The sequence below is a fragment of the Streptomonospora alba genome (genome assembly GCF_000826685.1).
In the GTDB taxonomy this organism is placed as follows: Bacteria; Actinomycetota; Actinomycetes; order Streptosporangiales; family Streptosporangiaceae; genus Streptomonospora; species Streptomonospora alba.
This window is the reverse complement of sequence record NZ_JROO01000041.1, coordinates 1-26,251: the sequence shown is the minus strand read 5'-3', so window position 1 is coordinate 26,251 and position 26,251 is coordinate 1. Positions and strand designations below refer to the sequence as shown.

Annotated in this window: 24 protein-coding genes; 4 read left to right on the top strand and 20 right to left on the bottom strand. The window is 73.2% G+C overall.

The annotated features are described in order from the left end of the window. Position 1: 1 nt before the first annotated feature. Positions 2-1,300 (bottom strand): extracellular solute-binding protein, encoded by a 1,299-nt coding sequence (locus LP52_RS20430; RefSeq protein ID WP_040275970.1) that lies wholly within the window; start codon positions 1,298-1,300, stop codon positions 2-4. Between the two features lie 297 nt (positions 1,301-1,597). On the opposite strand from LP52_RS20430, the gene LP52_RS20425 reads away from it, so the two are divergent. Further along, on the top strand, positions 1,598-2,713 hold the full coding sequence (locus LP52_RS20425) for a winged helix DNA-binding domain-containing protein (protein WP_040275969.1): 1,116 nt from the start codon (positions 1,598-1,600) through the stop codon (positions 2,711-2,713). Positions 2,714-3,140: 427 nt separating this feature from the next. Next, positions 3,141-4,031 carry a diacylglycerol/lipid kinase family protein gene (locus LP52_RS20420; protein WP_238581014.1) on the top strand — a complete coding sequence of 297 codons (891 nt, stop codon included), beginning with the start codon at positions 3,141-3,143 and terminating at the stop codon, positions 4,029-4,031. Between the two features lie 19 nt (positions 4,032-4,050). On the opposite strand, the gene LP52_RS20415 is transcribed toward LP52_RS20420, so the two are convergent. Then, entirely contained in the window at positions 4,051-7,110 is a 3,060-nt protein-coding gene (locus LP52_RS20415; RefSeq protein WP_040275967.1) for an NB-ARC domain-containing protein, read from the bottom strand. Positions 7,111-7,463: 353 nt separating this feature from the next. On the opposite strand from LP52_RS20415, the gene LP52_RS20410 reads away from it, so the two are divergent. After that, complete coding sequence (locus LP52_RS20410; RefSeq protein WP_040275966.1) at positions 7,464-8,294, top strand: SAM-dependent methyltransferase; 831 nt, start codon at positions 7,464-7,466, stop codon at positions 8,292-8,294. 90 nt (positions 8,295-8,384) lie between these two features. Here LP52_RS20410 and LP52_RS20405 read toward each other — a convergent pair whose 3' ends face one another. Then, positions 8,385-8,729 carry a histone-like nucleoid-structuring protein Lsr2 gene (locus LP52_RS20405; protein WP_040275964.1) on the bottom strand — a complete coding sequence of 115 codons (345 nt, stop codon included), beginning with the start codon at positions 8,727-8,729 and terminating at the stop codon, positions 8,385-8,387. 454 nt (positions 8,730-9,183) lie between these two features. Between LP52_RS20405 and LP52_RS20400 the strand changes: the two genes are divergently transcribed. After that, a complete protein-coding gene (locus LP52_RS20400; protein ID WP_084723362.1) occupies positions 9,184-9,858 on the top strand; it encodes an HAD family hydrolase in 675 nt (224 codons plus the stop codon). A 244-nt stretch (positions 9,859-10,102) separates the two neighbouring features. Here the strand turns inward: LP52_RS20400 and LP52_RS20395 are convergent, their stop codons facing one another. The 17 genes from LP52_RS20395 to LP52_RS20315 all read right to left on the bottom strand — a co-directional run bounded on the left by LP52_RS20395 (position 10,103) and on the right by LP52_RS20315 (position 26,073). After that, the gene (locus LP52_RS20395) at positions 10,103-10,552 is read right to left on the bottom strand and encodes a hypothetical protein (protein WP_157036411.1); all 450 of its coding nucleotides are present in this window, start codon (positions 10,550-10,552) and stop codon (positions 10,103-10,105) included. Positions 10,553-10,684: 132 nt separating this feature from the next. Beyond that, on the bottom strand, positions 10,685-11,131 hold the full coding sequence (locus LP52_RS20390; RefSeq protein ID WP_040275961.1) for a hypothetical protein: 447 nt from the start codon (positions 11,129-11,131) through the stop codon (positions 10,685-10,687). A gap of 49 nt (positions 11,132-11,180) precedes the next feature. Then, entirely contained in the window at positions 11,181-11,633 is a 453-nt protein-coding gene (locus LP52_RS20385; RefSeq protein WP_157036410.1) for a hypothetical protein, read from the bottom strand. Positions 11,634-11,874: 241 nt separating this feature from the next. Beyond that, positions 11,875-12,993, bottom strand: a complete 1,119-nt coding sequence (locus tag LP52_RS20380; RefSeq protein ID WP_052810069.1) for an ArsR/SmtB family transcription factor — start codon at positions 12,991-12,993, stop codon at positions 11,875-11,877. Between the two features lie 301 nt (positions 12,994-13,294). Beyond that, positions 13,295-13,903: a cysteine hydrolase gene (locus LP52_RS20375; RefSeq protein WP_040275957.1), complete on the bottom strand. Its 609-nt coding sequence runs from the start codon at positions 13,901-13,903 to the stop codon at positions 13,295-13,297. A gap of 136 nt (positions 13,904-14,039) precedes the next feature. Continuing rightward, positions 14,040-14,348: a GNAT family N-acetyltransferase gene (locus LP52_RS20370; RefSeq protein WP_040275956.1), complete on the bottom strand. Its 309-nt coding sequence runs from the start codon at positions 14,346-14,348 to the stop codon at positions 14,040-14,042. A gap of 76 nt (positions 14,349-14,424) precedes the next feature. Then, positions 14,425-15,321, bottom strand: a complete 897-nt coding sequence (locus LP52_RS20365) for an LLM class flavin-dependent oxidoreductase (RefSeq protein ID WP_040275954.1) — start codon at positions 15,319-15,321, stop codon at positions 14,425-14,427. Between the two features lie 619 nt (positions 15,322-15,940). Continuing rightward, positions 15,941-17,368, bottom strand: a complete 1,428-nt coding sequence (der, locus tag LP52_RS20360; RefSeq protein ID WP_040275953.1) for a ribosome biogenesis GTPase Der — start codon at positions 17,366-17,368, stop codon at positions 15,941-15,943. Between the two features lie 297 nt (positions 17,369-17,665). After that, on the bottom strand, positions 17,666-18,448 hold the full coding sequence (cmk, locus tag LP52_RS20355) for a (d)CMP kinase (protein WP_084723361.1): 783 nt from the start codon (positions 18,446-18,448) through the stop codon (positions 17,666-17,668). Positions 18,449-18,616: 168 nt separating this feature from the next. Then, positions 18,617-19,720, bottom strand: coding sequence for a prephenate dehydrogenase (locus LP52_RS20350; RefSeq protein WP_157036408.1), 1,104 nt, complete (start codon positions 19,718-19,720; stop codon positions 18,617-18,619). A 241-nt stretch (positions 19,721-19,961) separates the two neighbouring features. After that, positions 19,962-20,324, bottom strand: coding sequence for a chorismate mutase (gene aroH / locus LP52_RS20345; protein ID WP_040275951.1), 363 nt, complete (start codon positions 20,322-20,324; stop codon positions 19,962-19,964). 80 nt (positions 20,325-20,404) lie between these two features. After that, entirely contained in the window at positions 20,405-21,925 is a 1,521-nt protein-coding gene (locus LP52_RS26810; protein ID WP_084723360.1) for a pseudouridine synthase, read from the bottom strand. Next, positions 21,909-22,514 carry an SMC-Scp complex subunit ScpB gene (scpB, locus tag LP52_RS20335; protein WP_157036412.1) on the bottom strand — a complete coding sequence of 202 codons (606 nt, stop codon included), beginning with the start codon at positions 22,512-22,514 and terminating at the stop codon, positions 21,909-21,911. The genes LP52_RS26810 and scpB overlap by 17 nt, the downstream gene beginning before the upstream one ends. Positions 22,515-22,591: 77 nt before the next feature. Continuing rightward, complete coding sequence (locus tag LP52_RS20330; protein ID WP_040275948.1) at positions 22,592-23,419, bottom strand: segregation and condensation protein A; 828 nt, start codon at positions 23,417-23,419, stop codon at positions 22,592-22,594. A 62-nt stretch (positions 23,420-23,481) separates the two neighbouring features. Further along, positions 23,482-23,913 (bottom strand): hypothetical protein, encoded by a 432-nt coding sequence (locus tag LP52_RS20325; protein WP_238581013.1) that lies wholly within the window; start codon positions 23,911-23,913, stop codon positions 23,482-23,484. Continuing rightward, on the bottom strand, positions 23,886-24,845 hold the full coding sequence (locus LP52_RS20320; RefSeq protein WP_040275946.1) for a ParA family protein: 960 nt from the start codon (positions 24,843-24,845) through the stop codon (positions 23,886-23,888). The genes LP52_RS20325 and LP52_RS20320 overlap by 28 nt, the downstream gene beginning before the upstream one ends. A 190-nt stretch (positions 24,846-25,035) precedes the next feature. After that, positions 25,036-26,073 (bottom strand): site-specific tyrosine recombinase XerD, encoded by a 1,038-nt coding sequence (locus LP52_RS20315; protein WP_394298218.1) that lies wholly within the window; start codon positions 26,071-26,073, stop codon positions 25,036-25,038. Positions 26,074-26,251: the final 178 nt, after the last annotated feature.

Genomic DNA, 26,251 nt, shown 5'->3' with positions numbered 1-26,251 from the left:
GTCACTCCCCGCCGAAGGACTCGTCGAGCGAATCCGCCGCCTCGGCGGCGGCCGCGTCGACCGACGCGTCGCCGGAGGAGACCCGCTGGACCATGGTGGGCAGGACGCCTTCGGCGTCGATGGCGGCCCAGGCGCCGGTGACGGGAACGAAGCGGGTCCCCGACTCCAGCGTCTCGACGAAGGGACCGATCTCCTCGTCGGCGGCGGCCGCGTCGCTTTGCACGTCGCCGAGCGTGGGCAGGTTGCCCATCGCCTCATACATCCGCTGCTGGTACTTCTTGCCGGCGAGCAGCTGCGTGAACTCCACCGACAGGGTGCGGTGGTCGGTTCCGGCGAGCACTCCGAGGTTGTTGCCCCCGGCGAAGGCGGGAGCGACGGAGCCGGGCTCGGTGCCCGGCAGCGGGATGACGGCGGTGTCCTCGGCGACCTCGGAGGCGTCCACGGCGTTGAGGTTGAAGTTGCCGCCGATGGTCATGGCGGCCTTGCCGGCGATGAAGTTCTGCACGCTCTCGTTGCCGGTCATCTGGGCGCAGGTCTGCGGCGGGCAGACATCCTCGGAGAGCACCTGGGAGTACAGCTCCAAACCGGCCTTGGACTCGGGCGAGTCGACGGCGGCGGTGTAGGAGCCCTGCTTCTTCTCGGCGATGTCGCCGCCGTGGGCCCAGACGAAGGGCAGGAAGCCGTAGGTGTAGGCGCCGCCGCTGGAGAGGCCGAGCATGTCCGGCTTCTCCTCGCGTACCGTCCGCCCGGCCTCGACGACCTCGTCGAGGGTCTGCGGGGTGTCGATGCCCAGGTCGGCGAAGACGTCGGTGCGGTAGAACAGGGCCCGCACTCCCAGGAACCAGGGCACGCCGTAGGTGCCGCCGTCCACCCGGGCGGTGGCGGCGACGTCGTCGGAGATCCGGTCGTAGGGCTTCCACTCGGCGAGCTCGTCGGAGATGTCGGCGAAGCCGCCGGCCTCGACGTAGCCGGCCAGGTCGGTGTTGCCGTACTCGGCGACGTCGGGGGCCGAGGAGGGATCGTTGAACGCGCCCTGGAACCGCTCGGCGCGGGAGTCCACGGGGATGTACTGGACCTCGACGGTGACGTCCTCGTGGGCGGCCTCGAACTCGGCGACGGCCTCGTCGACCACCTTCTCCTTGGGTTCCTGGTCGACCTCGGAGAACAGCCAGACGCGCAGCGTGCCCTCCATGCTGTCCGCGCCGGACTCGGCGCTGTCGGTCTGGGCCGGGGCGCACGCGGCCAGCAGTACGGCGAGCCCGAGCAGGGCGCCGGCGCGGATCGGGCGGCGGTAACGCATGGCAACTCCTTCGCCTGGGGGCGGGCGGCGGGCGGATGCATCCCGTGGGATGCGAGCGGTCTATACCGGACCGGACCGCTGACCACCAGAACTTAGGCAGGAGGCAGGGTCGGGCTGAAGGGACGCGGGCCAAGGTTGTGTACTGCACAACGGGTGGACGCCTATGCGGCACGCCCCCTCCCGCCGCCGGTCGGCGCGCTCGGGGCGTGAGGGCGGGAGCGTCCGGTCGGGGTCGGCGACCGGACGTGAGTGGCATGCTCGGTCCACACGGAGCGACGCGGAGAGGGCGGTGGCGGGATGCGGATCGACCGCGAGGCGGTGCACGCGTGGCGGCTGCGGCGGCAGTTCCTCGAACCGCGCGGCGAGTGCGGGGCGGCCGAGGTCGCCGATCGGCTCTGCGGGGTGCAGGCGCAGGTCCCCTCGGCCGCCGAGACCGCCGTCGCCGTCCGGTGCGCCGAGCCTCGGCCCGGCGCGGTCGAGGAGGCGCTGGCGCGCGGCGAGCTGATGCGTACCTGGGCCATGCGCGGGACGCTGCACCTGCTGCCGCCCGAGGCGGCCGGCGCGTTCCTCTCCCTGCTGGCGGCCGCCCGCACCTGGGAGAAGCCCTCCTGGCAGCGGGCGTTCGGCGCGAGCCCCGGGGAGGTCGGCGAACTGGCCGAAGCGGTCGGCGGGCTGCTCGCCGACCGGGTGCTGACGCGGGAGGAGCTCGTCGCCGGGCTGGTCGCCGACTCCCGCTTCGCGCGGATGGACGAGCAGCTGCGTTCGGGCTGGAGCGCGCTGCTCAAGCCGCTGGCCTGGCAGGGCGTGCTGTGCCAGGGACCCGCGCGCGACGGAAGGGCGACCTTCGCGCGCCCCGAAGCGCTCCTGCCCCGCTGGCGGGGACTGCCGGAGGAGGACGAGGCGGCGGCCGCGGCGATCCCGGCCTATCTGGGCGCCTACGGGCCCGCCACACCCGAGGCGTTCGATGCCTGGCTCACGCGCAACAACACCCGCAAACCGGCCCTGCGTGCCATGTTCGCCGGGCTGGGCGACCGGCTGGCCACCGTGGAGGTGGACGGGCGCGAGGCCTACATCCGCGCCGAGGACGCCGACGAGCTCGCCGCGACCCGCCCCACGCGGACGGTGCGGTTGCTCGGTGCGTTCGACCAGTACGTGCTGGGCCCGGGGACCAAGGACACCGGCATGCTCGCGGCCGCGCACCGCCCGCTGGTCAGCCGCCAGGCGGGGTGGATATCGCCCGTCGTGGTCGCGGGAGGCCGCATCGCCGGCGTCTGGGAGACGGACGGCGACGAACTGCGCGTCACTGTGTTCCCCGGCACCGAGGCGCCGCCACGCGCCGCTTTGGAGGCCGAAGCGGCCCACATCGCCCGCGCCGCGAACCGCCCCGAGCCGCGCCTGCGCCTGGTCGGCTAGCTCCGTAAGCGGACGAGGTCCGCCGCTTCCCGCCCGGCGGCGAAGGCCGCGCGGACCAGCCCGCGCCCCTCGGGCCAGAGTGGCCGCAAGCCGCTTTCTGCGCCGGGATCGGCTCCCCGGACACACTCGGCGGCACGCCACGGAGAGCGGCGGCCGCGGAGGGCGCAGGCCGCACCATCCGCCTCCGCCGCCGCCTCATCCCCGGCGAGCACCGGAGGCGCCGCCCGCGGGCTGAATGCTCCGCTGCCCTCGCCGCCTCGACCGTGCGCCACCGGCGAACACCCGAACCGCCGACCGCCCACCGCTGCGGCTCCGTGCCGTACCAGCGCCTCGGCTCCCTCCGCACCTGTCCTCCGGCGTCGGCTAAGTTCGTATCAAAGGCGCCTCGACCACGGGCGCGACGAAGAAACGGAGCGCCATCATTCTTGTGCTCACCAACACCGATGCCGGCAGCGCCGAGGCTCAGCGGCTGCAGGAGGTGGTCGCCGAACTGGACCCCGATGCCGAGACGGCGTTCTGTACCAGCCCCGAGGACCTGGAGAAGTCACTGAGCAGAGTCCGGGATCACGACACTGTGATCGCCGCCGGCGGCGACGGCACGCTGCACGCGCTGGCCAACGCACTGCACAGGCGCGGCGAGCTGGGTCGGCACACCGTGGGGCTGCTGCCCATGGGCACCGGAAACGACTTCGCCCGCACACTCGGCATGCCGCTGGAGCCCTTCGCGGCCGCCGCGGCCCTGCGCGCGGCGACCGCGCGCCCGCTGGACCTCATCGCCGACGACACCGGTGAGATCACCGTCAACGCGGTGCACCTGGGCTCGGGGGCCGACAGCACCCGCACGGCCTCCCGCTGGAAGCGGCTGCTGGGACCCGCGAGCTTCCCGGTGGGCGGGTTCCTCGTCGGGCTGGCGGCGCGCGGCTACCGGCTGCGGGTGGAGGCCGACGGCGAGGTCATCATCGACACCGACCACAAGGTGCTCATGGTGGGGCTTGCCAACGGCCGCTACATCGGCGGCGGTGCCGCCCGGCTGGCGCCCACCGCGCGGCTGGACAGCGGAGTGATCAATCTCGTGGTGTCGCGCTCGCGCGGGTTCACCAAGCGCGCCGTCCACGCGGTGCGGCTGCACCGCGGCACCCATCCGCTGGAGGTCGACGTCCACCACCGCCGCGTGCGCCGGGTCTCCGTCAGCGGCGTCCCCTGCCCGGCCAGCGCCGACGGCGAACTTCAGGAGAACCTCACGGGACGTACCTGGCACGTGCTGCCCGGTGCCTGGCGGTTCCTGGTGCCGCCCGCGGCGGACGACGCCCGAGCGTGAGCGGGCGGCCCGCCGCAGCCTAGGTACGGGCGGGCGCACTCGGCGGGAACTCCTCGCCGACGACGCGGGCGCGGGCGTCCTCGACCGCCTGCAGCAGGTCGTCCGGGACGATGCCCTGCTCCCGACCGCGCGACGCGTCGGCCCTGGCCTCCTCGAGCACGTCCAGGGCGGCCCGGTTCTCGCCCAGGGCCGACAGCGTGTAGCCCAGCAGCACCTGGGCGCGCAGGCGGCCCGACAGATTGCTCAGTCCCCGATACCCCTCCATGGCCAGGACGGCCTTCTCCTTCGCCTGGCGGTAGTGCTTGTGGCGGTACAGCGCGTCGGCGGTGTGGCGCCAGGCCCGGGCCTTCCACCACTGGTGCCCGAGCCGCTCGAACCCTTCGGCCGCCGCCTCCATGTCGCGCAGCCCCGCGTGCACGTCGGTGCGTATCCGCAACTCGCCCAGGATCAGCCGGGTGCGGTAGCCGCCCCATTCGTCGCCGGCTTCGACCAGCAGCGCGTGGGCCTCCTCCGCTCTGGCGACGCCGGCCTCGTCGGTCCACTCCGCCCGGTCGGCGCACAGTCGGCGCGCCTGTTCGCCGAACCACCGCGGCAGTCCGCCACCGTCCCATCCGGCGGTGCATCCGGGCCAGTGGTCGGTACCGAGATTGCGGCGCACCAGCTCCCTGCGGGCGCGCCGCCACTCGTCCGTGAGACGCGCCACCGCCTTCTCGTCGCCGAACGTGCCCAGGGTCCCGCGGAAGAGGAAGTCCCGCAGGCTGCGGTCGCGCTCCTTCGCACGCTCCGGCGACAGCACGAGGTCGCAGTCGTCGTACTGCAGCCGCAGCCGCCTGGTGTCGAGCCGGCCCATGGCGCGCAGGCAGCGCGCGCGATACCAGGAGCCGCCGGAGCGCTCCAAGGCGTCGCGCACGCCGCGCAGGGTGAGCCAGGCCTCCAGATCGCGGCCCATGTGGCCGAGCACCTCGCCCAGCAGGAGCCCGGCCTTGGCCGCCTGCTCGGCGTCGTCGAGCTCGGCGAACTCCGAACGCGCCTCGGTGAGCAGCCCGTGCGCCCGTAGGTGGTCGCCGCGGAAGCGGTTGAGTTCGCCGAGGTTGCAGCGGGTGCGCGCGAGCCACCACCGGTCGCCGCTGCGGGCGAAGACCGCTTCGGCGGCGCGCAGTTCGCCCTCGCCGTCGTCCCGGTCGCCCAGGCGGTAGCGGTTCACGCCGATCGCCCGCCTCGCGCGCGCCTCCCAGCGCTCGTCGCCGTGCGCCAGCTGCGCCTGCGCCTGGCGGGCCAGTTCGACGGCGCTGCCGTGGTGGCCCTCGTTGCCCGCGAGCTCGGCACGCTCCAGCAGGGAGATCCCATAGGCGTGCCGGTTGTCCATCTGCAGCGCCAGTCGGGATGCGCGCTCCAGCGCGGCGCGCCAGTCCGCCCAGTAGACGCGCCCGGTGCGGCAGTGGGCGGCCAGCGCCCGCTGCAGCCTCCACTCGACGGCCAGCGGGGCGCTGCTGTGCCGCAGCCCGAGGCAGATCTGGATCTGCTGGCGTTCCTGGGCGAACCATTCGGCGGGTGTCTGGGCGTCAGGCAGCCGGGGATCGGAGGCCGCGCCGGGAACCGGCAGTCGCGGGGGTTCGCCGAAGCCCCACTCCGACGGCGACCGGCTGATCGCGGTCGCCTCGGCGAAGCGCGCATAGGCGGCCAGCAGCCGGTCCGTGGCCCGCACCGTGCTCCGGTGGGACCAGCGCAGCCGGTCCATCCCGGCCGCTCCCAGGCTGCGTCCCGAGTCGGTGCGCAGGATCGACGTGAGCTCCTTGACCGGCCGGTAGCGCAGGGAAGGCCCGCCCTCCCGGTGCGCGCGGCGCAGCAGATGGCGGTTGCACAACTCCTCCAGCAGCGCCGTGGCCTCCGGCTCGGTCTTCTTCAGCAAAGCGGCGGCGGCCCACGGCGCGACCGAGGTCAGACCGGTCTGCGCCAAGCGGAACAGCAGCAGCCGCTCGTCCTCGGAGCGCTCCCGCAGCAGCACCCGGAAGGCCGCGGCGACGCCGTGGTCGCTGAACAGCGTCGCGCCGTGGTCCCGGCGCAGCTCCTTGAGCAGCTGGCGCGTACTGACCCCGTTGCGCAATGCGCCCCGGCACAGTGCGAGGGAGAGCGGGCGGCCTTCGCACTCGCGGGCGATCGCGGCCAGGTCGCCGGGAGCGCTGAGGACCGGTTCGGAGGCGTCGGCACCCGCGCCGGCGGGGCGCCGCAGCAGCTCCTCGCCGGCTTGTGCCGTCAGCGGACCGATCGGGTGGCGGCGCACGTACATGGGCGCGTCGAGGAAGGTGTCGGTGCTGGTGATCAGCACCGCGCAGCCGTCGCCGCCGGGCAGCAGCGGCTTCACCTGCTCGAAGTCCCTCGCATCGTCGAGGATCAGCAGCAGCCGGAGCCCTTCGGTGCGCGTCTTCCAGAACTGGCTCAGCGATTCCAGGGGGATGTCGTCGCGCTGCGGGGCGGCCCCGATGCTGCGCAGCAGGCCGCTCAGGACCTTCTGGGGCCGGCGGGGAGCGCGCGTGGCACCGACGGGAGCACCGAACAGCTCCCGCCGCAGGATGCCGTGTGGGAAGGCGTCCTGGACCGCGTAGGCGATCTGGGTCGCCAGTTCGGATTTTCCGATGCCGGGCTCACCGGTGATGGCGGCGACCAGCGACCCCGAGGAGCCGGCCGGGCCGTCGGCTCCGCGCCGCAGAGCGCGCCCGCGCCCGCGTCTGGCGCGGCGCGGTGTCAGCGGCGCGAACCCGGCCAGGATCCGCTGCAGCTCCTCGTCGCGTCCGACGAACAGCGGGCTCCGGGAGTCCACGTCCATCACTCGGGGCCCGGGCACGGGAGTCGGAGGGGGCGCCTCCTCCGGCCTCGACAACCTGCGGACGAGCTCGCCCACGGCGCCCAGAACGCCCGATGCGGCGCCGGCGACGATGATGGCGAGTACAGGGGCCTGGGGGAAGACGTCGCCGAGGACGGCCAGGGCGCCGGCGCAAGCGCCGAGGGCGACGAGCAGGACGACCAGCCGCCAACGCGTGCGGGCACGGGCGGCGCCGGCCGCCCTCGTGTTGTCCGGCATCGGGGCCTCGGTGCTCCTTGTTCGCTCGCCCTCGGGGCCCGGCGCCGCTTTTCCGGAGCAGCGGGCACCGTGCCGACGGGGAACCCAAGTTTTAGGTTCCCGGGGGCGTGTGTCCACCTGCGGCCGCCGCCGCGGGGCGGAGTTCACCGATCCTTCACTCGGCCCGCAACCGGCGATCGGCGCAGCCGGCCGCCGTCCCGCTGCCGCTGCCGCTGCCGCTGCCCTACGGTCCCGGGAGGCCGGCGCGTCGGGCAGGGGCGCGCCGACGGGCCAGGCCGCACCGGCGAATCCGCGCAGGATTGGCCTACGATGATCAGAAATCCTGCCCCCTAGGCCCGAAGAGGATTCCAACCATGACCGAGGACCGCGACGACCAGCACGGCGCGCAGTGGCCGCCGCCGAGCATGGACTTCAGCAAGCCGACCATCGCGCGCGCCTATGACGCACTGCTCGGGGGCAAGGACAACTACGCGGCCGACCGGGAACTGGCCGAATACGCCACCCAGAACATTCCCGGGATCAAGGAGTCGGCCTGGGAGAACCGCAAGGTGCTGGTGCGCGGCGTGCGCTACCTGGCGGCCGAGGCGGGCATCGACCAGTTCCTCGACCTGGGGAGCGGCCTGCCCACCGTGCAGAACACCCACGAGGTCGCCCAGACGCACAACCCCGACGCGCGGGTGGTCTACGTCGACATCGATCCGCTCGTCACCGTCCACGGGCAGGCGCTCCTCGCCGAGAACGACAACACCAAGGTCTTCACCGCCGACGTGCGCGATCCCGCGGCGGTGCTGGGCCACCCCGAGGCGCACGGGCTGCTCGACTTCGACCGCCCCGTCGCCCTGATGCTCGTCGGGATGCTGCACTACCTCTCCCCCGACGTCGCCGACTCGGTGGTCAGCACCTACCGCGACGCCCTCGCTCCGGGCAGCTGCCTGTTCCTCACCTCGCTGGTGGACACCGGGCTGCCCGCGCAGCAGGAGCTGGCGCGGATCACGCGCGAGAGCCTGGAGGAGGGCTGGGCGCGCACGCCTGACGAGATCGAGTACCACTTCGGGGATTTCGACCTCATCGAACCGGGCGTGAGCTATACCGCACTGTGGCGTCCCGACGAACTCGTCGACGCCAACAACCTGGCGCCCGGCGAGCAGCTGGGCATGGCCGGAATCGGGTTCAAGAAGAAGTGAAACGACACGGAGGCGGGCCGGTGGCCCGCCTCCGAAGTCTTCGCTACACGAGAGGTCCGCTGACTCGGTAAGCGGACGTCGTATTCGGTCTCAGCGGTGAGCGGCTTCGTATTCGGCCACGATCTCAGCCGGAATACGCCCGCGGTCGTTTACCTGCTTGCCGGCCTGCTTGGCCCAGGAGCGGATCTCCGCCGCCCGCCGGCTGCTTCCGCCGGCGGCTTTCTTACGCCCCTGCTGCCCCTTGCGGCCGGGGCCGGACTGCGGGACCTTGCGCGCCCCTTGCAAAAACGGCGAGAGGGTCTCGCGGAGCTCTTTCGCGTTTTCGGAACTGAGATCGATCTGGTAGCTCTTCCCGTCGATGCCGAACTCGACCGACTCCTCGGCGGTACCGCCGTCCAGGTCGTCTACGAGCAGGACTTCAACCTTCCGAGACATGCCGTTACCTCGATCTTCTCAATCAGCGCCATGGGATTCGCTTCGTCGGTAACCACTATAGGAAATAACCGCAGAAAAACCAAACGGGGGGAGAACTTTACCTTTGTTTCCCCCTCGCTTTTCGGGTATTCCGCGCCGCCGCCCCGCCGGCACCCCCGAGCCGGTCGGCGAACGGCCCCGCTCCGGCCTGATCGCGCCTGGCGGAGGTCGCCGAGCGGGTCGGTCCGGTACGTATCCTGCTAGGCGGTGATGTCGCCCGTCGCAGCCGGCATCGGGCGTGCGGAGGGGATGCCCGGCTGGAGTGCCTGCCGCGCCGGTTCGTGCCGCGGTTTGAGGCGGCCGCCGGGCGCGCAGCGGTGACTGCGATGCTTGTGGACAACCCGGCCGCGCGGCTGCGCTGGCGCCGGGGCTGGAGCCGCTTCGGACGCGAAAGCGGTGGGATGATGGGAGAAGCATGACGTTGACGTCCGAGCTGACCGGTGCTCCGCGGCCGCGGGCGGTGCTGTGGGACATGGACGGCACCCTCGTGGACTCCGAGCCGCTGTGGGGTGCCGCCCTGGGCGAGGTGGCCGCCGAACTGGGCCGGCCGCTGACGCCGGAGGTGCGCGAAGCCATCACCGGCACCGACGACCGGACGACCATGCGCCTGCTGGCCGACCACACCGGCACCGACGCCACCGAGGACGAACTGGAGGCGCTGCGCGAGCGCATCGTCGCGCGGGTCGCCGGCCTGCTGGAGGCCGAGGTGCCCGTGCTGGAGGGAGCGCTGGAGGCGCTCCACGGGCTGCGCGCGACAGGCGTTCCGCTGGCGCTGGTCACCTCCTCCCCGCGGCGGGTCGCCGAGATCTCCCTGGCCGCATTGGGCCCGGACCGCTTCGGCGCCGTGGTCACCGCCGAGGACGTGGCCCAGCGTAAGCCCGACCCCGAGCCCTACCTGCTGGGCGCCCGGATGCTGGACGTGGACCCGGTTCAGTGCTGGGCGGTGGAGGACTCCCCAAGCGGCGCCCTGGCGGCGGAGCGGGCGGGCTGCCGGGTACTGCTGGCCCCGGGCGCGCTCGCGGGGGCCCGCGCTCCCGGCCGTGTCGACCTGTCGGCCCTGGCGGAGGTGCTGGCGGTACGGGCCGCCTGAGGCCCGCGCAGCGCGGGAGTCGCGCGGGAACGGCGGCGGGCGGACGCGCAGCGGTCACCCGGGCCCGCGGGGTCGACCGAAGCGGAGCAGCGCATACGACGGGTGCGGCCCCGCTGAGGGACCGCACCCGAGGCCCAGGCACCAGCGCCCGCGGCCGCCGAGCTGGCTGCGGGCCGGTAGCGCCGATCAGGCCTGTCACCACGACCGGGCCGGAGGGGGCGTCAGCGGCCGCGGAGCGCTGTCGTCACGTGCACTGCCCGGCGCCGTACGGCAGGCCGCCGTCGGCCTCGTTGTCGCCGCCGCCCCGGAAGTAGGTCTCGTTGACCCAGCCCCACTCGCCGTTGTCGGCCATCGTCATGGCCCACCAGTTGTTGCTGTAGGAGCCCAGCTGATAGCCGCCGCACTGGAGTTGGCGGATGTACCAGTTCGCGGCGTTGCCGGTGTTGTTCATCCACCCGGCGACGCCGGAGTCGCCGTAGGGGCGGTTGTAGACCGGGATCCGGCCGTCCGAGCGCGGCGACCAGTCCGGGCAGTGGTACAGATTCCAGTACACGCCTTCGATCTGGCGCTTCTCGAAGAAGCGGCACGGCTGATCGTCGGCGGCCGCGGCGGGCGCGGCGGTCATCATGAGGGCCGCGGGCACCAGCGCCGCGCCCAGTGCCACGCTTGCGAGTCGTCGTGCGAGCGCGTTCATACTTCCTCGTCTCCGTCGGGGCGCCCGCGCACAGCGGACGCGAAAGGAACAGCAGGGCGCTGCGACCGCCGGCCCGCGCCGGCCGGCATGCGGTCCGGCGCGGGACGCGGGCGGGACGCGGGCGGGACGCGGTCAGGACGGGCAGGGCGGCAGGCCGGGGTCGTGCTCGTTGTTGCCGCCGCCCTGGAAGTAGACCTGGTTCACATAGCCCCACTGGCCGTTGTCGGCCATGGTGTAGGCCCAGGCGTCGTTGTAGTAGCCGCCGAGATGCAGTTCGGTTCCGGGGAACCAGCACATGTACCAGTTGGTCCGGTCGCCGGTGCGGTTCAGATGGCCCCGCACCGACGAGGTGTGGTCGGGGTTGAAGTAGACCGGGATGCGCCCGTCGGAGCGGGGCGACCAGTCCGGGCACCAGTGCGCGGGTGCGGGGTTCCACGCGGGCGGCTGCCGGTCGAATCCCGCGTTCACACAGGGCTGGGCGTCGGCGGCGGCCGACGCCGGCAGGGCGGTGGTCAGCAGCAGCCCCGCCGCGGCGCCCGCCGCGGCGATCAGGGTCGTTGCGTACGTGGCGATCCGCATCGAAGGTCCTTTCCGAAGGTCGCCGCTGATGCGGCGGAGGTCGGTCGCATCAGTCCAGCGGCGGGCAGTCGGCGGGCAGGCCGCCGTCGCGCTCGCCGTTGCCGCCGCCGCGGAAGTAGGTCTCGTTGACCCAGCCCCACTGGCCGTTGTCGGCCATCGTCAGGGCCCACCAGGTGTTCCAGTACCCCCCTGCGTCATGGCGCGCTCCGTTGATCTGGCACACGTACCAGTTGGTGCGCGTGCCGGTGTCGTTCATCCACCCGACGACGGAGCCGCCGGTGGGCGCCTCGTAGACCGGGATGCGCCCGTCGGAGCGGGGCGACCAGTCCGGGCACCAGCGCACCGGGACGGTGTTGCCGGTGGGCATGGTGCGGTAGTCGCCGGTGAAGGCGCAGGGCCGGCCGTCGGCCGCCGCGGCGGCCGGACCCGCCGAGAGGCCCACTGCCGCAAGTCCCACGACGAACGGGATCGCAAGCGTCGCGACTGTCCGTCTGGCTCCCATGGTTCTCCCCTCCTATGGCCGCGAACGCCGCGGCCCTACGTGTTCTCCCACGGCGCGCCGCCGGCCCCGCGAGCGGTGGCCGGGCTCCGCGGAGGCCCGTACCGCGGGCACCGGGCCTCCCGCGGCGGTTCGGCGCGTCCATAGCCAGTGAACGGCGCGGTCGGGGACGCGGCAACGTCATTCGGGACTCCCCGAAAGTGCGGCCGGCTCCGGCCGTCCCCGGCGGGAGCGGAAGCAGGGGTCACCCTCCGTCGGCGTCGGCGAGCAGCCGCAGCCCCAGCTCGGTCACGCGGTGCCGGACGGTGTTGCGCTCCCGGTGGCTGCGGATCAGCCCCGCGCTGCGCAGCACCGTGGCGTGCTCGCTCGCCGAGGCCGGGGAGATGTCCAGGCACCGGGACAGCTCGGTGGTGGTGCAGCCGTCCGCGATCGCTGCGAGCACTGCGGCACGGGTACGCCCGAGCAGCTTCTCCAGGGCGGCTCGGCGGCGGGGATCCACCGCGGCGGCGACGGGCACGGCGGTGTGCACGGCCGGATAGACGAGCACGGGCGGCAACTGCGGGTCGTAGAACGCGATGGGATAGCGGTGGCAGAAGTAGGACGGCACCAGGTGCAGGTCGCGGCCCGCCAGCACCAGGTCGCGGGGCACCGGGTAGGCGACCTCCAGCACCGGGCCGTGCCAGCGCGCCGAGCGGCGCAGCGGCGCGGGCAGGTCGCGGAGTCCGTGCGAAGCGGGCGGGGCGGCCGGCGCACGCGGAGCAGGCCCAAGGCCCACGGAAGACGGGCGGGCGGTCGGCGGGGCCCCGGCGCCCGGGGCCGGCGCCGACCGCCCCGGAGCGGGAACGGGCTGCGCGGAAGGGAGGAGCGGGGCGGCGGTGCGGGGCGCCGTGCGGCCGAGGCTCTGTTCGACGGCGGTGTTGAGGTCCTCCCATACGGGTGCGACGGCCAGGTCGAAGTAGGCGCGCATCGTCTCCGTCAGCGGCCCGAGTCCCGTCGCGCCCTCGCGGAGCAGGTTTCGCACGACCGCCGAGCGCGGCTGCTGCCGCGACAGCAGCCGCAGGTCGCGGCGCAGGCGGTGAACCGGGGTGGCCCGGACGGCCGCGAGCCCTTCGTCGAGGCCGTCGGCATCCGTCGGCGGTGTCAGGAAGTCGGGTGAGTAGCCCGTCGGCGGCGCGAACTCGGCGAGCCGACGCATCGGCGCGGTCAGTCGCCCGCAGACGCGCTGCCGCCACGGCTCGTGGCCCGGCGCGGCGCGGGGGTCCTGCAGCGCGTGCAGGCTCAGCAGCATCTCCCACAGAGCATCAGGGCGCTCCGCGAGGTGGACGGCCTCCGGATACTGCTCATCGAATCGGATACGCAGCACGCCGCCCCCTCCACGGCTTCGGTCGGCCTCCGGTCGTACCGTGCCGCGCCCGGCCGCCCGCGTTCGGCTTCCCGGACGTCGGCGGCACGGCAAGCGCTACCGGCGGTCGTCGCAACGGCACCAATCGTAAGGCGGCGGCCTTGCAACCCGGTTGCGGATCGCTTGGACCGCCCCCTTCGCGGGGAATGTCCCGCAAACCGGGCGGCCAGGCCGCTTCCGGTTCACGCGCTGCCCAGGGCAGACGTCCGCTGGGTCCTGGTGCGCTCGAACCGCCGCCGGAGAGCCGGACGGGAGACAGCCGTCACACCAGCCGGTCGAGTGCCTGCCGAGCGGTCAGGCAGCCGGCGGTGACCAGTTCCAGGTCGGCCAGGGACGCCTCGTGCGCGGCCGGGTCGGCCGCGGTGACGCAGTCGGAGACCGGATGGACGGTGAATCCGAGGTCGGTGCCGTGACGCGCGGTTTGCTCGACGGTGAGGTTGGTCGCCACCCCGGTCACGAACACGGTGGCGATCCCGAGCGCGGCCAGGCGCTCGGGCAGCTCGCTGGACAGGCCCGACAGCCGCTGGTTGTCGACGACGAGGTCGCGCTCGCCCAGGTCGGCCATCTCCTCGATCAGCGCGGCGCCGGGGGCGTCGGGCCGAAAGCTCTCCTGGGCCTCGCCGACGGCGGTCATGAACGCGGTGTTGCGGACCAGGCCGCCCTCGCCTTCGGGAACGGTGAACCGGGTGAAGGCCACGGGCACGCCCGCTGCGCGGGCCGCGTCGTGGAAGCGCGACGCCCGCTCGATCACGCCGCTGCTGCGCACGGCGGCGCTGAGCATGTCGCCGAAGAAGCCCTCGGCGCGGGTGGTGTTCACCTGCCAGTGCAGTGCCAGGACGGCTGTCCGTTCTGCTGCGATTGTCGAGGCCATGACCCGATTTTGACACGGGCGCGAATGCGTCCCGGCGTCGCTCCGGCGCCGGATCCGGCCACCGCACCGCCCGGCGCTGCGGGACGCCGGGGCCCCGCGGCGGGCGCCGGGTCGCCGCAGCGCGGTCGTGCGGCGCTCAGTCCTCCCTAGGAATGCTGGTCTTGGACTGGTAGACGAGGTCGGAATACTCGGGGTGGCGCTGGATCCAGCCCTTGACGAACGGGCAGACCGGCAGAACCGCCAAGCCGCGGCGGCGGACGTCGTCGAGCGCCCCGCGGATCAGCGCTCCGCCGACCCCTTGGCCTTCGTAAGCGGGGTCGACCTCGGTGTGGGTGAACACGGCGAGCTCGTGGGTCGTCTGGTATGCCGCGAACCCGGCGACCTCCCCTCCGGTGCGGGCCTCGTAGCGCTTGCGGTCGGGGGCGTCGGCGACCTCGATGTCCATGGCTGCTTCTCCTTCACGTTGCCGGACGGTGCTTCGGGCGGGGCCGGCCGGCCTCGCCCGCCCACCCGCGGAACGGCTACCCGCGTCCCCGCCGGCGGGCGACCTCTTCGCGCACGGCCGGGGCGACCTCTGCGGCGAAGCGCTCGACTTGGACGACGCCGCCTTCCTCGGGCGCGAAGACGAAGGTGTCCATGCCGTTCTCGACGGCGATCCGGGAGAGTTCCTCCACCCAGGCGTGCGGCGGCCCCTGCAGGGCGCCCTCCCCACTGCCGTCGACGGTGCCCATGACGTTGTAGATCCGCCGGATGCGGGCGGGGTCGCGGCCGGCGTCGCGGGCCGCGGCATCGATGCGCTCGCTCATCGCGGGCAGCTTCTCCGGCGGAAAGTAGGCGCTGGAGGGGACCCAGCCGTCGGCCAGCCGCCCGACGGCGGCGAGCATGCGCTTCCCGCCGACGCCCAGCCATACGCCCATGTCATGAACCGGCTGCGGGCCGGGTTTGACTCCGCTGAGGCGGTAGTGGTCTCCGTCGTAGCACACGGAGCTGCGGTCGCTCCACATCAGCTTGACGACCTCCACGGCCTCCTCAAGCGCGCCCGCGGCCTCCGGCGGGGTGCGCGAGGGGCCGCCCATCGCGCTGATGGCCTGCCAGAAGGCTCCTGCCCCCAGCCCGAGCTCGAAGCGCCCGCCCGAGATCACGTCCAGGCTCGCCGCGGTCTTGGCCATCACGGCGGGCTGGCGCAGCGGGAGGTTGGCGACGTCGGGGAAGACGCCGACGCGCTCGGTGCGGGCCAGGACCGTGGCCATGAGCGCCCACGCGTCGAGGTGGCGGCGCTGGTACGGGTGGTCCTGGATGCCGATGAGGTCGAGCCCGCCGCGCTCGGCGGCGTCTGCCATGGCCAGGGTCTCGTCGAGGCCGGAGGCTTCGGGCGAGGGAAAGACGCCGAAGCGGATGGGGTTTCCGTAGTCGGGCACCGGGTTCCTCCAGTCGCCGGGACAGCCGGGGCGCGGACGTGCCGCTCCCACCGAGTCTGCCAGCCGCCCGACGGCGCGCCGAGGATCGCCGAGGCACCGACGTGTCGGGCGATCCGCGCCGCGAGGCGCTTCGGCTGAGGACGGCGGGGAGGCCGGGGCAGCCGAAGGCAGGGCAACCGAAAAGGGAGGCGCCGCTGAGCGGCGCCTCCCGCGACCCCACCCCTCCTTTGGGGTCGCCTCCCGCGCACCGCGCCCTCGAAGGGGCGCAGCGCTGGGATGATGGGATTACTTCCCAGAAAAATAATACATAAGCATCCAAGCGCCTCCAAGATCACGCAGATCCCCACACAGTCCGCGTATCGGCCCGGCGGTGCTGGGAGGCGGAGACGGCGAGGCAGGACCGGGACGACGGGAGCACCGCCGCCCCGGGACGGCGACCGCCGGTTCCGCGTGCACACGGTTGCGCACCCCGCGACCAGCGTTGATCTTGTACCTACGGGCACATGTGATCGCTCACAGTGACCGTAGGTACAAGATCAACCGGGGCCGGGGAGCACGCGGACCGGGCTGGACGCGGTGGGCGGTGGAGGCGGGCGTGTGCAGGTGGCCGCGGTGGACGTCAGCGGCGCCAGTCGCGGCGGGTGCTGCCTCGGGCGGCCTTGCGGCCCCCGCCCTTGCCCTGCTTCTCGCGGATGCGCATGGTCAGCTTGATCGGGCTCCCGTGGAAGCCGAAGTCCTCGCGCAGCCGGCGCTCGATGAAGCGGCGGTAGTTGTCCTCCAGAAAGCCCGTGGTGAAAAGCACGAACTGCGGCGGCCGGGCGGCGGCCTGGGTGGCGAAGAGGATCTTGGGCTGCTTGCCGCCGCGCACCGGCGGCGGGGTGGCAGCCACCAGCTCCTTGAGCCAGCCGTTGAGCCGACCGGTGGAGATGCGGGTGTCCCACCCCGCCAGGCTGGTCTCCAGCGCGGGCACGAGCCGCTCCACGTGGCGGCCGGTGCTGGCGGAGATGTTGACGCGCGGCGCCCAGGAGACCCGGGAGAGCTGGCGGTCGATCTCCTTCTCCAGGTAGTAGCGCCGCTCGTCGTCGAGCGTGTCCCACTTGTTGAACGCCAGCACCAGGGCGCGGCCCGATTCCACCACCTGCTCGACCACGCGGATGTCCTGTTCGGCGAGCGGCTCGCTGACGTCCATCAGGACCACGGCCACCTCGGCGCGGTCCAGCGCCTGCGATGTGCGCACTGTGGCGTAGTAGTCGGCGCCCTGCAGCGCGCGGAAGCGGCGGCGGATGCCCGCGGTGTCGATGAAGGTCCACGGTTTGCCGCCCAGCTCCACGATCTCGTCGACGGCGTCGCGGGTGGTGCCCGCCGTGGCGTCGACGACCACGCGGTCCTCGCCGGCGATCCGGTTGAGCAGGCTGGACTTGCCCACGTTGGGCCGCCCTACCAGGGCGATCCGGCGCGGAGCGTCCTCGTCCTCGTCCTCCTCGCGCTCGGGAGTCTGGGGGACCACGGCGGCCACGGCGTCGAGCATGTCGCCGGTGCCGCGCCCGTGCAGGGCGCTGACCGGGAACGGCTCGCCCATGCCGAGGTTCCACAGCGCCAGGGCGTCGGCTTCCTGCAGCTCCCCGTCGACCTTGTTGGCGGCGAGCACGACCGGTTTGCCGGAGCGGCGCAGCACACGGGCGACCGCCTCGTCGGCGTCGGTGGTACCCACGGTGGCGTCGACGACGAACAGAATCGCGTCCGCGGCGCGGGCGGCGAACTCGGCCTGGCCGGCGACGACCCCCGCGAGCCCGGAGACGCCCGTCTCCCAACCGCCGGTGTCGACGAGGGTGAACTCCTGCGACTGCCATGAGGCGTCGTAGGCGACGCGGTCGCGGGTCACGCCGGGGACGTCCTCGACGACCGCCTCGCGGCGGCCGATGATGCGGTTGACCAGCGACGACTTTCCGACATTGGGCCGCCCGACTACGGCGACCACGGGTTTGACCTCGGTCTCCTCGTCGACGCCGTCGGGCGGGCCGTGGAGGTCGGGGTTGTTCTCTGCCATTGCTCTACTCCCGGTTTCGCCGCTCCGCGCGCCCAGGATCGCGTGCCGCGGAGCGGAATGATGACGGGCCGCGCCCGCACCGGGCGCGGCTTGTTGCCGGACGGCGGCCGCCGGGCCGCCGCCCCCTATGTGCAGTCGGCGTTCCGCCGACGCTGTCGCCGAACTCCTCCGCAAACACGACCGCGTGCGAGCCGCCGATCCGCGGTCTCGCCTACCGCCGCGGTTTCTCTGCCCGCGGGGCGTTCACCGCCTGTGGGAGGCCGTCGGACGGCGCTCCCGGCAGGCGGCGGGCCGCCCTCAACGGGCGGCGGAGCGCTCGGCCTTCTTCTCTTCGGCCGCCTGCGCGGCCCCGGCCGCCCCGAATCCGCCGGCTTCGCCGACGCCCCCGGTCTCGGCGGCGCGGTCGATCAGTTCGAGCACGATCGCCACGACCTCGTCGAGCCCCAGGCCGGTGGTCTCCAGCTCCAGGGCGTCGGCGGTCTGGGTCAGCGGCGAGTCGTCGCGGCTGGAGTCGAGCAGATCGCGGCGGGCGAGGTCGGCCTGGATGGCGTCGACATCGCTTCCGCTCAGCTCACCGCTGCGCCGGTTGGCTCTGGCCTCGGCACTGGCGGTCAGATAGATCTTGACCGGGGCGTCGGGGGCGACGACGGTGGTGATGTCGCGCCCCTCGACGACGATGCCTCCGGCCTCGTGCTGCGCCTGCGCGATGGTCTCGCGCTGCATCGCGACGAGCCGCTCCCGCACCGCGGCCACCGAGCTGACGGCGCTGACCTGCGCGGTGACCTCCTGAGTGCGGATCTCACGGGCGACGTCCCTGCCGTCCACCTGGACTGTGGGCGCGGCGGGGTCGGTACCCATGGTGATGTCCGGGCGCCCGGCCGCCTCCGCGACGGCTGCCGCGTCGTCGGCGTCGATCCGGTGGTGCTGCATCCACCAGGTCATGGCCCGGTACATCGCCCCGGTGTCGAGGTACCACAATCCGCGCGCCGCGGCGACGCCCTTGGCCGTGCTGGATTTGCCCGACCCCGAGGGCCCGTCGATGGCCACGACGACTCCCTCGGCGCTGCCTTGCGCGCTCACGTGGTGCTCTCCTCCGGGGTGTACTGCATCCATCCCATCTCAACGGTTCAGCCTACAGGCGCCGCCGCCCCTTCGGCACCGCCGCGCTGGCGGCGGCCTGTACGGATTCCTCCCCATACGGGCTTGCGTCGGTGCTCGATTCCGGCCGGCTCCCGTCTCCGGCCGCTCTCAATGCACCGAGTACCCGCGCTCGCGCAGCACCCTCGCGAGGCGCTCGGCGGCGTCGGGCGTCACGGAAAGCTGGGCCACGCCCATCGGCAGACCGTAGGAGTGGTCCAGGCGCACGTCTTCGATGTTGACACCGGACTCGCCGGCGGCTAGAAACAGCCGGCCCAGGGCGTTGGGCTCGTCGGGGATGAGCACCGGCACCACCGCGTACTCGGGGGTGCGCCCGCCGCCGTGCTTGCCGGGAACGCGATCGCGACCGCGTACGCCGCGCTCCAGCAGCCCGCCGACGGCCTCGGGCGCGCGGCCGGTGGAGTCGGCGCCCTCGGCCGCGGTCTCGCGCAGCGCCGCGGCGGAGGCGGCCAGGTCGGCGGCGGCGGCCTCCAACACCTCGGCGACCGGGCCGGCGTTGTTGCTGAGGATCTCCCACCACAGCCGGGGGTCTCCGGCCGCGACGCGGGTGACGTCGCGTACGCCCTGCCCCGCCAGTGACAGCGCCGTATCGTCGCCCTCCAGCAGGCGCGCCGCGACGGCGGCCGCGGCGACGTGGGGCGCGTGGGAGACCAGCGCGACGGCGCGATCGTGAGCGGCGGCGTCGATGGGCACCGGCCGGGCCCCGCAGAGCCGGATCACCTCGCGGACCGCGGCCACGGCGCCGGGGTCGGCCTTGCCGGTGGGGCACAGCGCCCAGGAGCGCCCGAGGAACAGGTCGGCGCGGGCGGCGCTGGGGCCGCTGCGCTCACCGCCGCCCATCGGGTGGCCGGGGACGAAGGTGGCCATGTCGCAGCCGGCCCGCTCGGCCGCGGCCACAACGCCGTCCTTGACGCTGGCGGCGTCGGTGTAGACGTGGGCCAGGCCGCGGTCCTGGGCGCCGCGCACGACCGCGGGGACGGCCGAGGGCGGCGCGGCGACCACGGCGATGTCGGCGGGGCGGGCGGGGGCGTCCTCACCGAGCGGCTCACCCGCGCCGAGCTCGCAGGCCAGCCGCAGGGCGGCGGAGTCGGGGTCGCTGAGGGCGACCCGGGTGCCGTGCTCGCGCAGCGCGAGTGCGATCGAGGTGCCGATCAGCCCGGCGCCCATGATGACCGCGCGTTCGATCCTGCCCACGTCGCTCCTCGTCCCGATACTCCTCGCGCCCGGACCCGGTGGCCCGCGCGCGCCTGTGCGCTGCACCGGCGTCCGTCCGCGTGGCTCTCCAGCGTAGTCGACGCCCCTCCCCGCCGCCCGCGTGCGCGAACCGCGGGGGCGCGGACGCGGACACCAGGGGCGGCGCCGGTTCGCCCGGGCCCGGGGACCGACGCGTCCGCGCGGAGGAGCCGGTGGAGCCCGGGAGCGGGGGCAGGGCCCGCTACTGGGCGATGTCCAGGCGCAGGGCCTGGGCGCCGCGCAGGTACACGTGCTGCAGGTCGGCGCGCGGCTTTTCGGTCTCGATATGGGCCATCAGGCGCACGACACGAGGCAGGGCGTGGGGCACCGCGATCTCACTGGCGCAGATCAGCGGAACGTCGCTGAACCCGAGCTTTCGCGCCGCCAGGGCCGGGAACTCGGCGGTGAGGTCGGGGGTGGAGGTGAACAGCACGCTGATGACGTCCTCGGGGGTCATCTCGTTGCGCCGGAGGACCTCCGATACCAGTTCGGCGGTGGCCTCCAGGATCTGGTCGCGCTCGTCCGCGTCGACCTGCACCGCGCCCCGGATCGCTCGTACTGCCACTTCTGCCCGTCCTTCGTCGTCGAAACAGCGGCTCCCCGCCGACGGCATGCGCCGCCGACGGGGAGAGGCCGCACCGCCGGCTACATACCTGCGGCAGTGTAGAGTTCGCTGACCTCACTGGCCGTCAGCGCGCGCATCGTCCCCGGCTTGAGGGTGTTGATGCCCACAGGGCCGATCTGGCTACGGGCGAGGTCGATCGCCGGGTGGTCCACGGCCTCCAGCAGACGGCGCACGATGTGCTTGCGCCCTTCGTGCAGCTGGATCTCGACCAGCGCGTGCGGTTCGCCGTTGTCGACGATCCGGAACGCGTCGACCTTGACCGGGCCGTCGTCGAGGTCGATGCCGGCGCGGATGCGGCGGCCGATCTCGCGGGGCACGGGTCCGGGGACCTTGGCTACGTAGGTCTTGACCACCTGGTAGCTCGGGTGGGTCAGCCTGTTGGCCAGCTCGCCGTCGTTGGTGAGCAGGATCAGGCCCTCGGTCTCGGTGTCGAGGCGGCCCACGTGGAACAGGCGGTCCTCGGTGTTGCCGGTGTAGTCGGCCAGGGTGGGGCGGCCCTCGGGGTCCCACATGGTGCTGACCACGCCCCGGGGCTTGTGCAGCGCGAAGTAGCGCTTCTCCGGCGAGATGGCGACGAGCATGCCGTCGACGCGGATCTCGGAGGTCTCGGGATCGACGCGGGCGCCGAACCGGCGCACGGTGTGGCCGTCGACGCTGACCCGGCCTTCGACGATCAGTTCCTCGCTGGCGCGCCGGCTGGCGACGCCCGCTTGGGCCAGGGCCTTCTGCAGCCGGATGCCGCCGGGGACGTCGATGTAGGCGTCGCGGTCGTCGCCGGGGCGGTCGTCGTCGCCGGGGTCGTACTCGGTGCGCAGTGTGTTGAGCCGGGAGCGGGCGGCACGCGAGAGGTCGCGCTCGGCGTCGCCGCCGCCGCGCGGCACGCCGCTTTCGCGGTTCTCGCGGGAGGCGGGGCGCCGACCCGCGGGACGGTTCTCGCGGCGGGCGTAGACGCGGGAGCCGGGGCGCTTGTCACCGGAGTCGCCCTGCTCGTCGCGGCGGTTCGAGCGCTGGGAGCGGTCGGCCTCGGCGCGCAGAACGGGATCGCGGAAGCTGCTGCCGCCTCCGCGGCTCTGGCGGCCCGGTCGATCGGTGTCCTGGCGGGAACGGCGCTCGCCGGAGCCGCCGCGGGTCGATCCCTTGGCCTGGCCGCGCGCCGACGAAGCGCTGCCGGAGGAGCCGGCGCCCTTGCCCTGACCGCGTGCGGGCGAGCCGCTGCCGGACGCACCGGGGCTGTTGGACTGATTGCGCGCGGACGAGCCGCCGCGGGCCGGTCCCGATCCCTTGGCCTGGCCGCCCGCGGACGGAGCGCCGCCGGACGAACCGGGGGCCTTGCCCTGGCCGCGCGCGGGCGAACCGCCGCGGGCCGGTCCCGATCCCTTGGCCTGGCCGCGCGCGGACGGACCGCCGTCGCGCCGCCGGCCCTTGTCGGTGTTCTGCTGGTCGCCGCGCTCACCGCGCGGGGCTGACCGGCCGCGTCCGGCGCGGCGGTCGTCGGCGTCCCGCTCACCGCGGGACTGGGAGTTCTTACGTGGCTTGTTCACCGGTGTCGTCAAAACCTTCGATGTCGTCAGGCAGGAAAGGGGCGAGGTCGGGAAGCTCGTCCAGATCGCGCAGGCCGAGCCGCTCCAGGAAGTAGTTCGTCGTGCGGAACAGGTGGGCGCCGGACTCCGAGTCGTGCCCGGCTTCCTCGATGAGCCCCCTCAATACAAGGGTACGCATAACGCCGTCACAGTTCACACCGCGAACGGCCGATACCCGGCCCCGCGAGACGGGCTGGCGGTAGGCGACCACCGCCAGCGTCTCCAGGGCCGCCTGAGTCAGCCGTACCTCCTGGCCCTCCTTGAGGAAATGCTCGACGACGCCTGCGCATTCCGGGCGGGTGTAGAAGCGCCAGCCGTCGGCGACCTGGCGCAGGTCGAAACCGCGGCCCTGGTCGGTGTACTCGCGGGAGAGTCCGGCGAGCACCCGGGTGATCTCCTCGACCGAGCGGTCGAAGGCGCGGGCGAGATCGTACTCGGGCACGGGCTGGTCCACCACCATGAGCACGGCCTCCAGGTCCCGCCGCAGGTCGGCCTCAGGCGAACGCGCGCCGGGCGCGGAGCCGTCCGCCCCGGTCGGCTCCTTCGGCAAGGTGGCCCCCGCCTCGTCTCCGGGCGGTGCCCCTGCGGGCTCGGCCGCGGGTGCGGTCTCCTGCTGCTCTGCCGCGCTCACGCGTCCTCCTCGCTGCTCTGCTTGGCCTGGTCGAACTCGTCGGAGACGGCGACCTCGCCCTCGGCGCTGCCGGTCCAGGTCACCGTCAGCTCGGCGAGCGGTTCCGGCTGGTCGAAGTCGACTCCGGCCGCGCGGTAGAGCTCCAGCAGCGCCAGGAACCGCGCGACGACCTCGAAGGTACCGGTGCAGTCGGCCGTCAGCTCGGTGAAGGTGAGGCTGCCGCGCTCGCGCAGCGCGCGCACGACGATCTCGGCCTGCTCACGCACCGATGTGCGCGTCTGGTGGATATGGGTGACCGGGACGCTCGGCGGCTCCTTGGGCGTGAAGACCCGTGCCGCAAGCATCGCGAACTCCTGCGGGCCGAGCTTGATGAAGACGTCGGGGCGCGCGTCGGCGAAGCGCTCCTCCAACCGGACGGCGCGCGGGAATCGGCGGCCCTGCGCGGCCAGGCGTTCGGAGAGGAGGCCGGCGACCTGCTTGTAGGCACGGTACTGCAGCAGCCGCGCGAACAGCAGGTCGCGGGCCTCCAGCAGGGCGAGGTCGGCCTCGTCGTCGACCTCCCCGCGCGGCAGCAGCCGCGCCGCCTTGAGATCCAGCAGCGTGGCCGCCACCACCAGGAAGTGGCTGGCCTGGTCCAGGTCCCAGGAGTCGCCGTGGGCCCGGATGTAGGCCATGAACTCGTCGGTGACCTTCGACAGGGACACTTCGGTGATGTCGAGCTTGTGCTTGGAGATCAGCCCCAGCAGCAGGTCGAAGGGCCCCTCGAAGTTGTCGAGGTGGACGTGGAACCCGCCGTCGGGGGCCTCCTCCCCGTCAGCCGCCATACGGCGGGCCCGTGTCAGGTCGGTTCATCGTTCCAGGTTGCCACCGCGCACCGGCGGCCGGCTCAGTAATCGGTCAGACGCTGCACGAGCATGCTCGATTCCCCGTGCTCCTCGTAATCGGCGAGCAGCACGGCGACCGCCTCGCGCACGATCCGGCCGCGGTCGGCGGCCAGCCCGTGGTTGCCGCGCAACGCCAGCCGGGTCTGCTCCAGAGCGATCAGCTCCGGCGCCGATATGTATACGGTGATCTTCTCGTCATGGCGCTGCCTGCCGCTGGGCCGCGGCGGAGTCGGCTGCAGCCCTCGCGGCGCCGGCGCCTGTGCAGGCGTCGCGGAGCCGGCCTCGGCCTGGTGGGCCTCCGGCTGCTGGGCTTGCTGCTGGGTCTCTGCCGCCGCGGTGGAGTGTGCGGGCTCGGGTTCCTCGGGGTCGGATGAACGGAAGAACAGCTCGTCCGCCCCCGGCAGGGTCACGCGCCGTGACCGCTGTTTGGCCACCGGGCCAGCACCTCCTTCGCGAGTTCCCTGTAGGAGTTGGCGCCGGCCGAGGCCGTGTCGAACCGCGTTATCGGCTCGCCCGCGACAGTGGCGTCGGGGAAGCGGACGGTGCGGTTGATGACGGTGCCGTAGACCTTGTCGCCGAATCCGTCGATGATGGTTGCCAGCACCTCGCGCGCGTGCAGCGTACGCGGGTCGTACATGGTGCCCAGGAAACCGTCGATGACGAGTTGCTCGTTGAGCCGCTCCTGCACCTTCTGGATGGTGTCCATGAGCAGCGCGACACCGCGCAGCGCGAAGAACTCGCACTCCAGCGGGACGACGACCCCGTCGGAGGCGGTGAGCGCGTTCACGGTGAGCAGCCCCAGCGAGGGCTGGCAGTCGATGAGAACGACGTCGTAGTCCTGGACGACCGGGCGCAAGGCGCGCGCGAGCATCTGCTCCCGCGCCACCTCCCCCACCAGCTGCACCTCGGCCGCGGACAGGTCGATGTTGCTCGGGATCAGGTCGAGGCCGTCGATGTCGGTCTTGAGCAGCACGTCCTCGACGCCGACGTCGCGTTCCATGAGCAGGTTGTAGACGGTCAGTTCGAGCTCGCGCGGGTCGAGCCGTCCCAGGCCCACCGACAGCGCCCCCTGCGGGTCGAAGTCGACGAGCAGCACACGTCTGCCGTACTCGGCTATGGCGGCGCCGAGGTTGATGGTCGTGGTGGTCTTACCGACTCCGCCTTTCTGGTTACACAGTGCTACGATCCGTGCCGGACCGTGGCTGTCCAACGGCTCCGGCTCCGGGTATTCCGGCTTCGGTCTTTTCGCTTGCAGTTCGGCCCCCGTGCTGCGCGTTGCCCCCCATGGGTTGCTCGCCGGGGAGTCCGGCACGTCTTCGTCGATGGGTGCCCCCGGCTCCACATCGTCGTACTCCGACCAGCTCACAACCCTTGACCTCCCTACGGACCGGCCTGTCGCGGACGCCGTAGCGCCCCCGACGTACCGGCCGCCGGAAAAACTCAATATGTCGACAGCAACCAACTGTCGTGCCGCGACTCTAGAACCTCCGCGCACAATCGTTCAACGCGACACTCTATGCAGCCTGGCCGGACCGCGAACTCGGCATGCCCACCGCTCACCCGGCGGCGTTGGCGCGCGGGTGGCTGGCGGCGTAGACCTCGCGCAGCCGGTCGACCGTGACCATGGTGTACACCTGCGTGGTGGTCACCGAGGCGTGGCCCAGCAGTTCCTGGACCACGCGCACGTCGGCGCCGCCGTCGATCAGGTGGGTGGCGAAGGAGTGGCGCAGGGTGTGGGGCGAGACGTCGCTGAGCCCGGCGCGCTCGGCGGCGGCGCGCAGCACCGCCCAGGCGCCCTGGCGGGTCAGCCTCCCGCCGCGGGCGTTGAGGAACAGCGCGGACGAACCGCGGCCCGAGGCGGCCAGCACCGGCCGGGCGCGCACCAGGTAGGAATCGAGCGCGGCGCGGGCGAACCGCCCGATCGGCACCAGCCGCTCCTTGCCGCCCTTGCCGCGGTAGCGCACGGCGGCGACACCGTCGTCGGAACCGGGGGCGCCTGCCGGGTCGCCGTGTTCGGAGCCGGGGGCGGGTTCAGGGGCGAGCCGGGTGATGTCGTCGACGTCCAGGCCCACCGCCTCGGAGATGCGCGCCCCGGTCCCGTAGAGGAGTTCGAGCAGGGCGCGGTCGCGAAGGGAGCGGGGGGCGCCCTCGCCGGGGACCGCACCCAGCAGGGACTCGATCGCCTCCAGCGAGACGGCCTTGGGCAGCCGCCGGGCAGGCGTGGGCGGGCGCACGCCGCCCGCGGGGTCGACGGCGGCGAGCCCCTCGCGCAGGGCGAAGCGGTGCAGGCCGCGCACGGCCACCACGGCGCGTCCGGCGGAGTTGCCGCCCAGCGGAGGGTGGTCGGCGTCGCCTTCGCGCAGTCGGCGCAGGAATTCGGTGACGTGGGACTCGGCGACCGCCGCCAGCGAGTCGACGCCGCGCCCTGCCAGGAACTCCAGGTAGCGGCGGAGGTCGCGGCGGTAGGAGGAGAGCGTGTTGGCGGCCAGGCCGCGTTCGACCGCCAAGTGGTCGAGGTAGCCGGCGACCGCCGAGTGCAGGGCGGCGGCGGACTGTTCGCGGGCGGTCTCGTGCTCGGTGGACACCGTCGAGATCACCCGCCTTCCGCCGCATCCGGGGGTTTCGGGGCGATCATGCCACACACCGGCGACATCGGCCGTCCGACACGGCGATACCGTCCGCAACCGACGCGATACCCCCACCACCGACATGGTGCACAACCACGCTGATTCGGACATCGGGACGAGGGGGTGCTGCTCGTGCTCCGGGCCG

Bases quoted from the DNA above. Each gene is read 5' to 3' on its own strand.
- LP52_RS20390 (WP_040275961.1), bottom strand. From the start codon at position 11,131: ATGCGGATCGCCACGTACGCAACGACCCTGATCGCCGCGGCGGGCGCC.
- LP52_RS20410 (WP_040275966.1), top strand. From the start codon at position 7,464: ATGACCGAGGACCGCGACGACCAGCACGGCGCGCAGTGGCCGCCGCCG.
- LP52_RS20375 (WP_040275957.1), bottom strand. From the start codon at position 13,903: ATGGCCTCGACAATCGCAGCAGAACGGACAGCCGTCCTGGCACTGCAC.
- LP52_RS20400 (WP_084723362.1), top strand. From the start codon at position 9,184: ATGACGTTGACGTCCGAGCTGACCGGTGCTCCGCGGCCGCGGGCGGTG.
- LP52_RS20430 (WP_040275970.1), bottom strand. From the start codon at position 1,300: ATGCGTTACCGCCGCCCGATCCGCGCCGGCGCCCTGCTCGGGCTCGCC.
- LP52_RS20425 (WP_040275969.1), top strand. From the start codon at position 1,598: ATGCGGATCGACCGCGAGGCGGTGCACGCGTGGCGGCTGCGGCGGCAG.
- LP52_RS20415 (WP_040275967.1), bottom strand. From the start codon at position 7,110: ATGCCGGACAACACGAGGGCGGCCGGCGCCGCCCGTGCCCGCACGCGT.
- der (WP_040275953.1), bottom strand. From the start codon at position 17,368: ATGGCAGAGAACAACCCCGACCTCCACGGCCCGCCCGACGGCGTCGAC.
- LP52_RS20395 (WP_157036411.1), bottom strand. From the start codon at position 10,552: ATGAACGCGCTCGCACGACGACTCGCAAGCGTGGCACTGGGCGCGGCG.
- LP52_RS20405 (WP_040275964.1), bottom strand. From the start codon at position 8,729: ATGTCTCGGAAGGTTGAAGTCCTGCTCGTAGACGACCTGGACGGCGGT.
- LP52_RS20330 (WP_040275948.1), bottom strand. From the start codon at position 23,419: ATGGCGGCTGACGGGGAGGAGGCCCCCGACGGCGGGTTCCACGTCCAC.
- LP52_RS20385 (WP_157036410.1), bottom strand. From the start codon at position 11,633: ATGGGAGCCAGACGGACAGTCGCGACGCTTGCGATCCCGTTCGTCGTG.
- LP52_RS20370 (WP_040275956.1), bottom strand. From the start codon at position 14,348: ATGGACATCGAGGTCGCCGACGCCCCCGACCGCAAGCGCTACGAGGCC.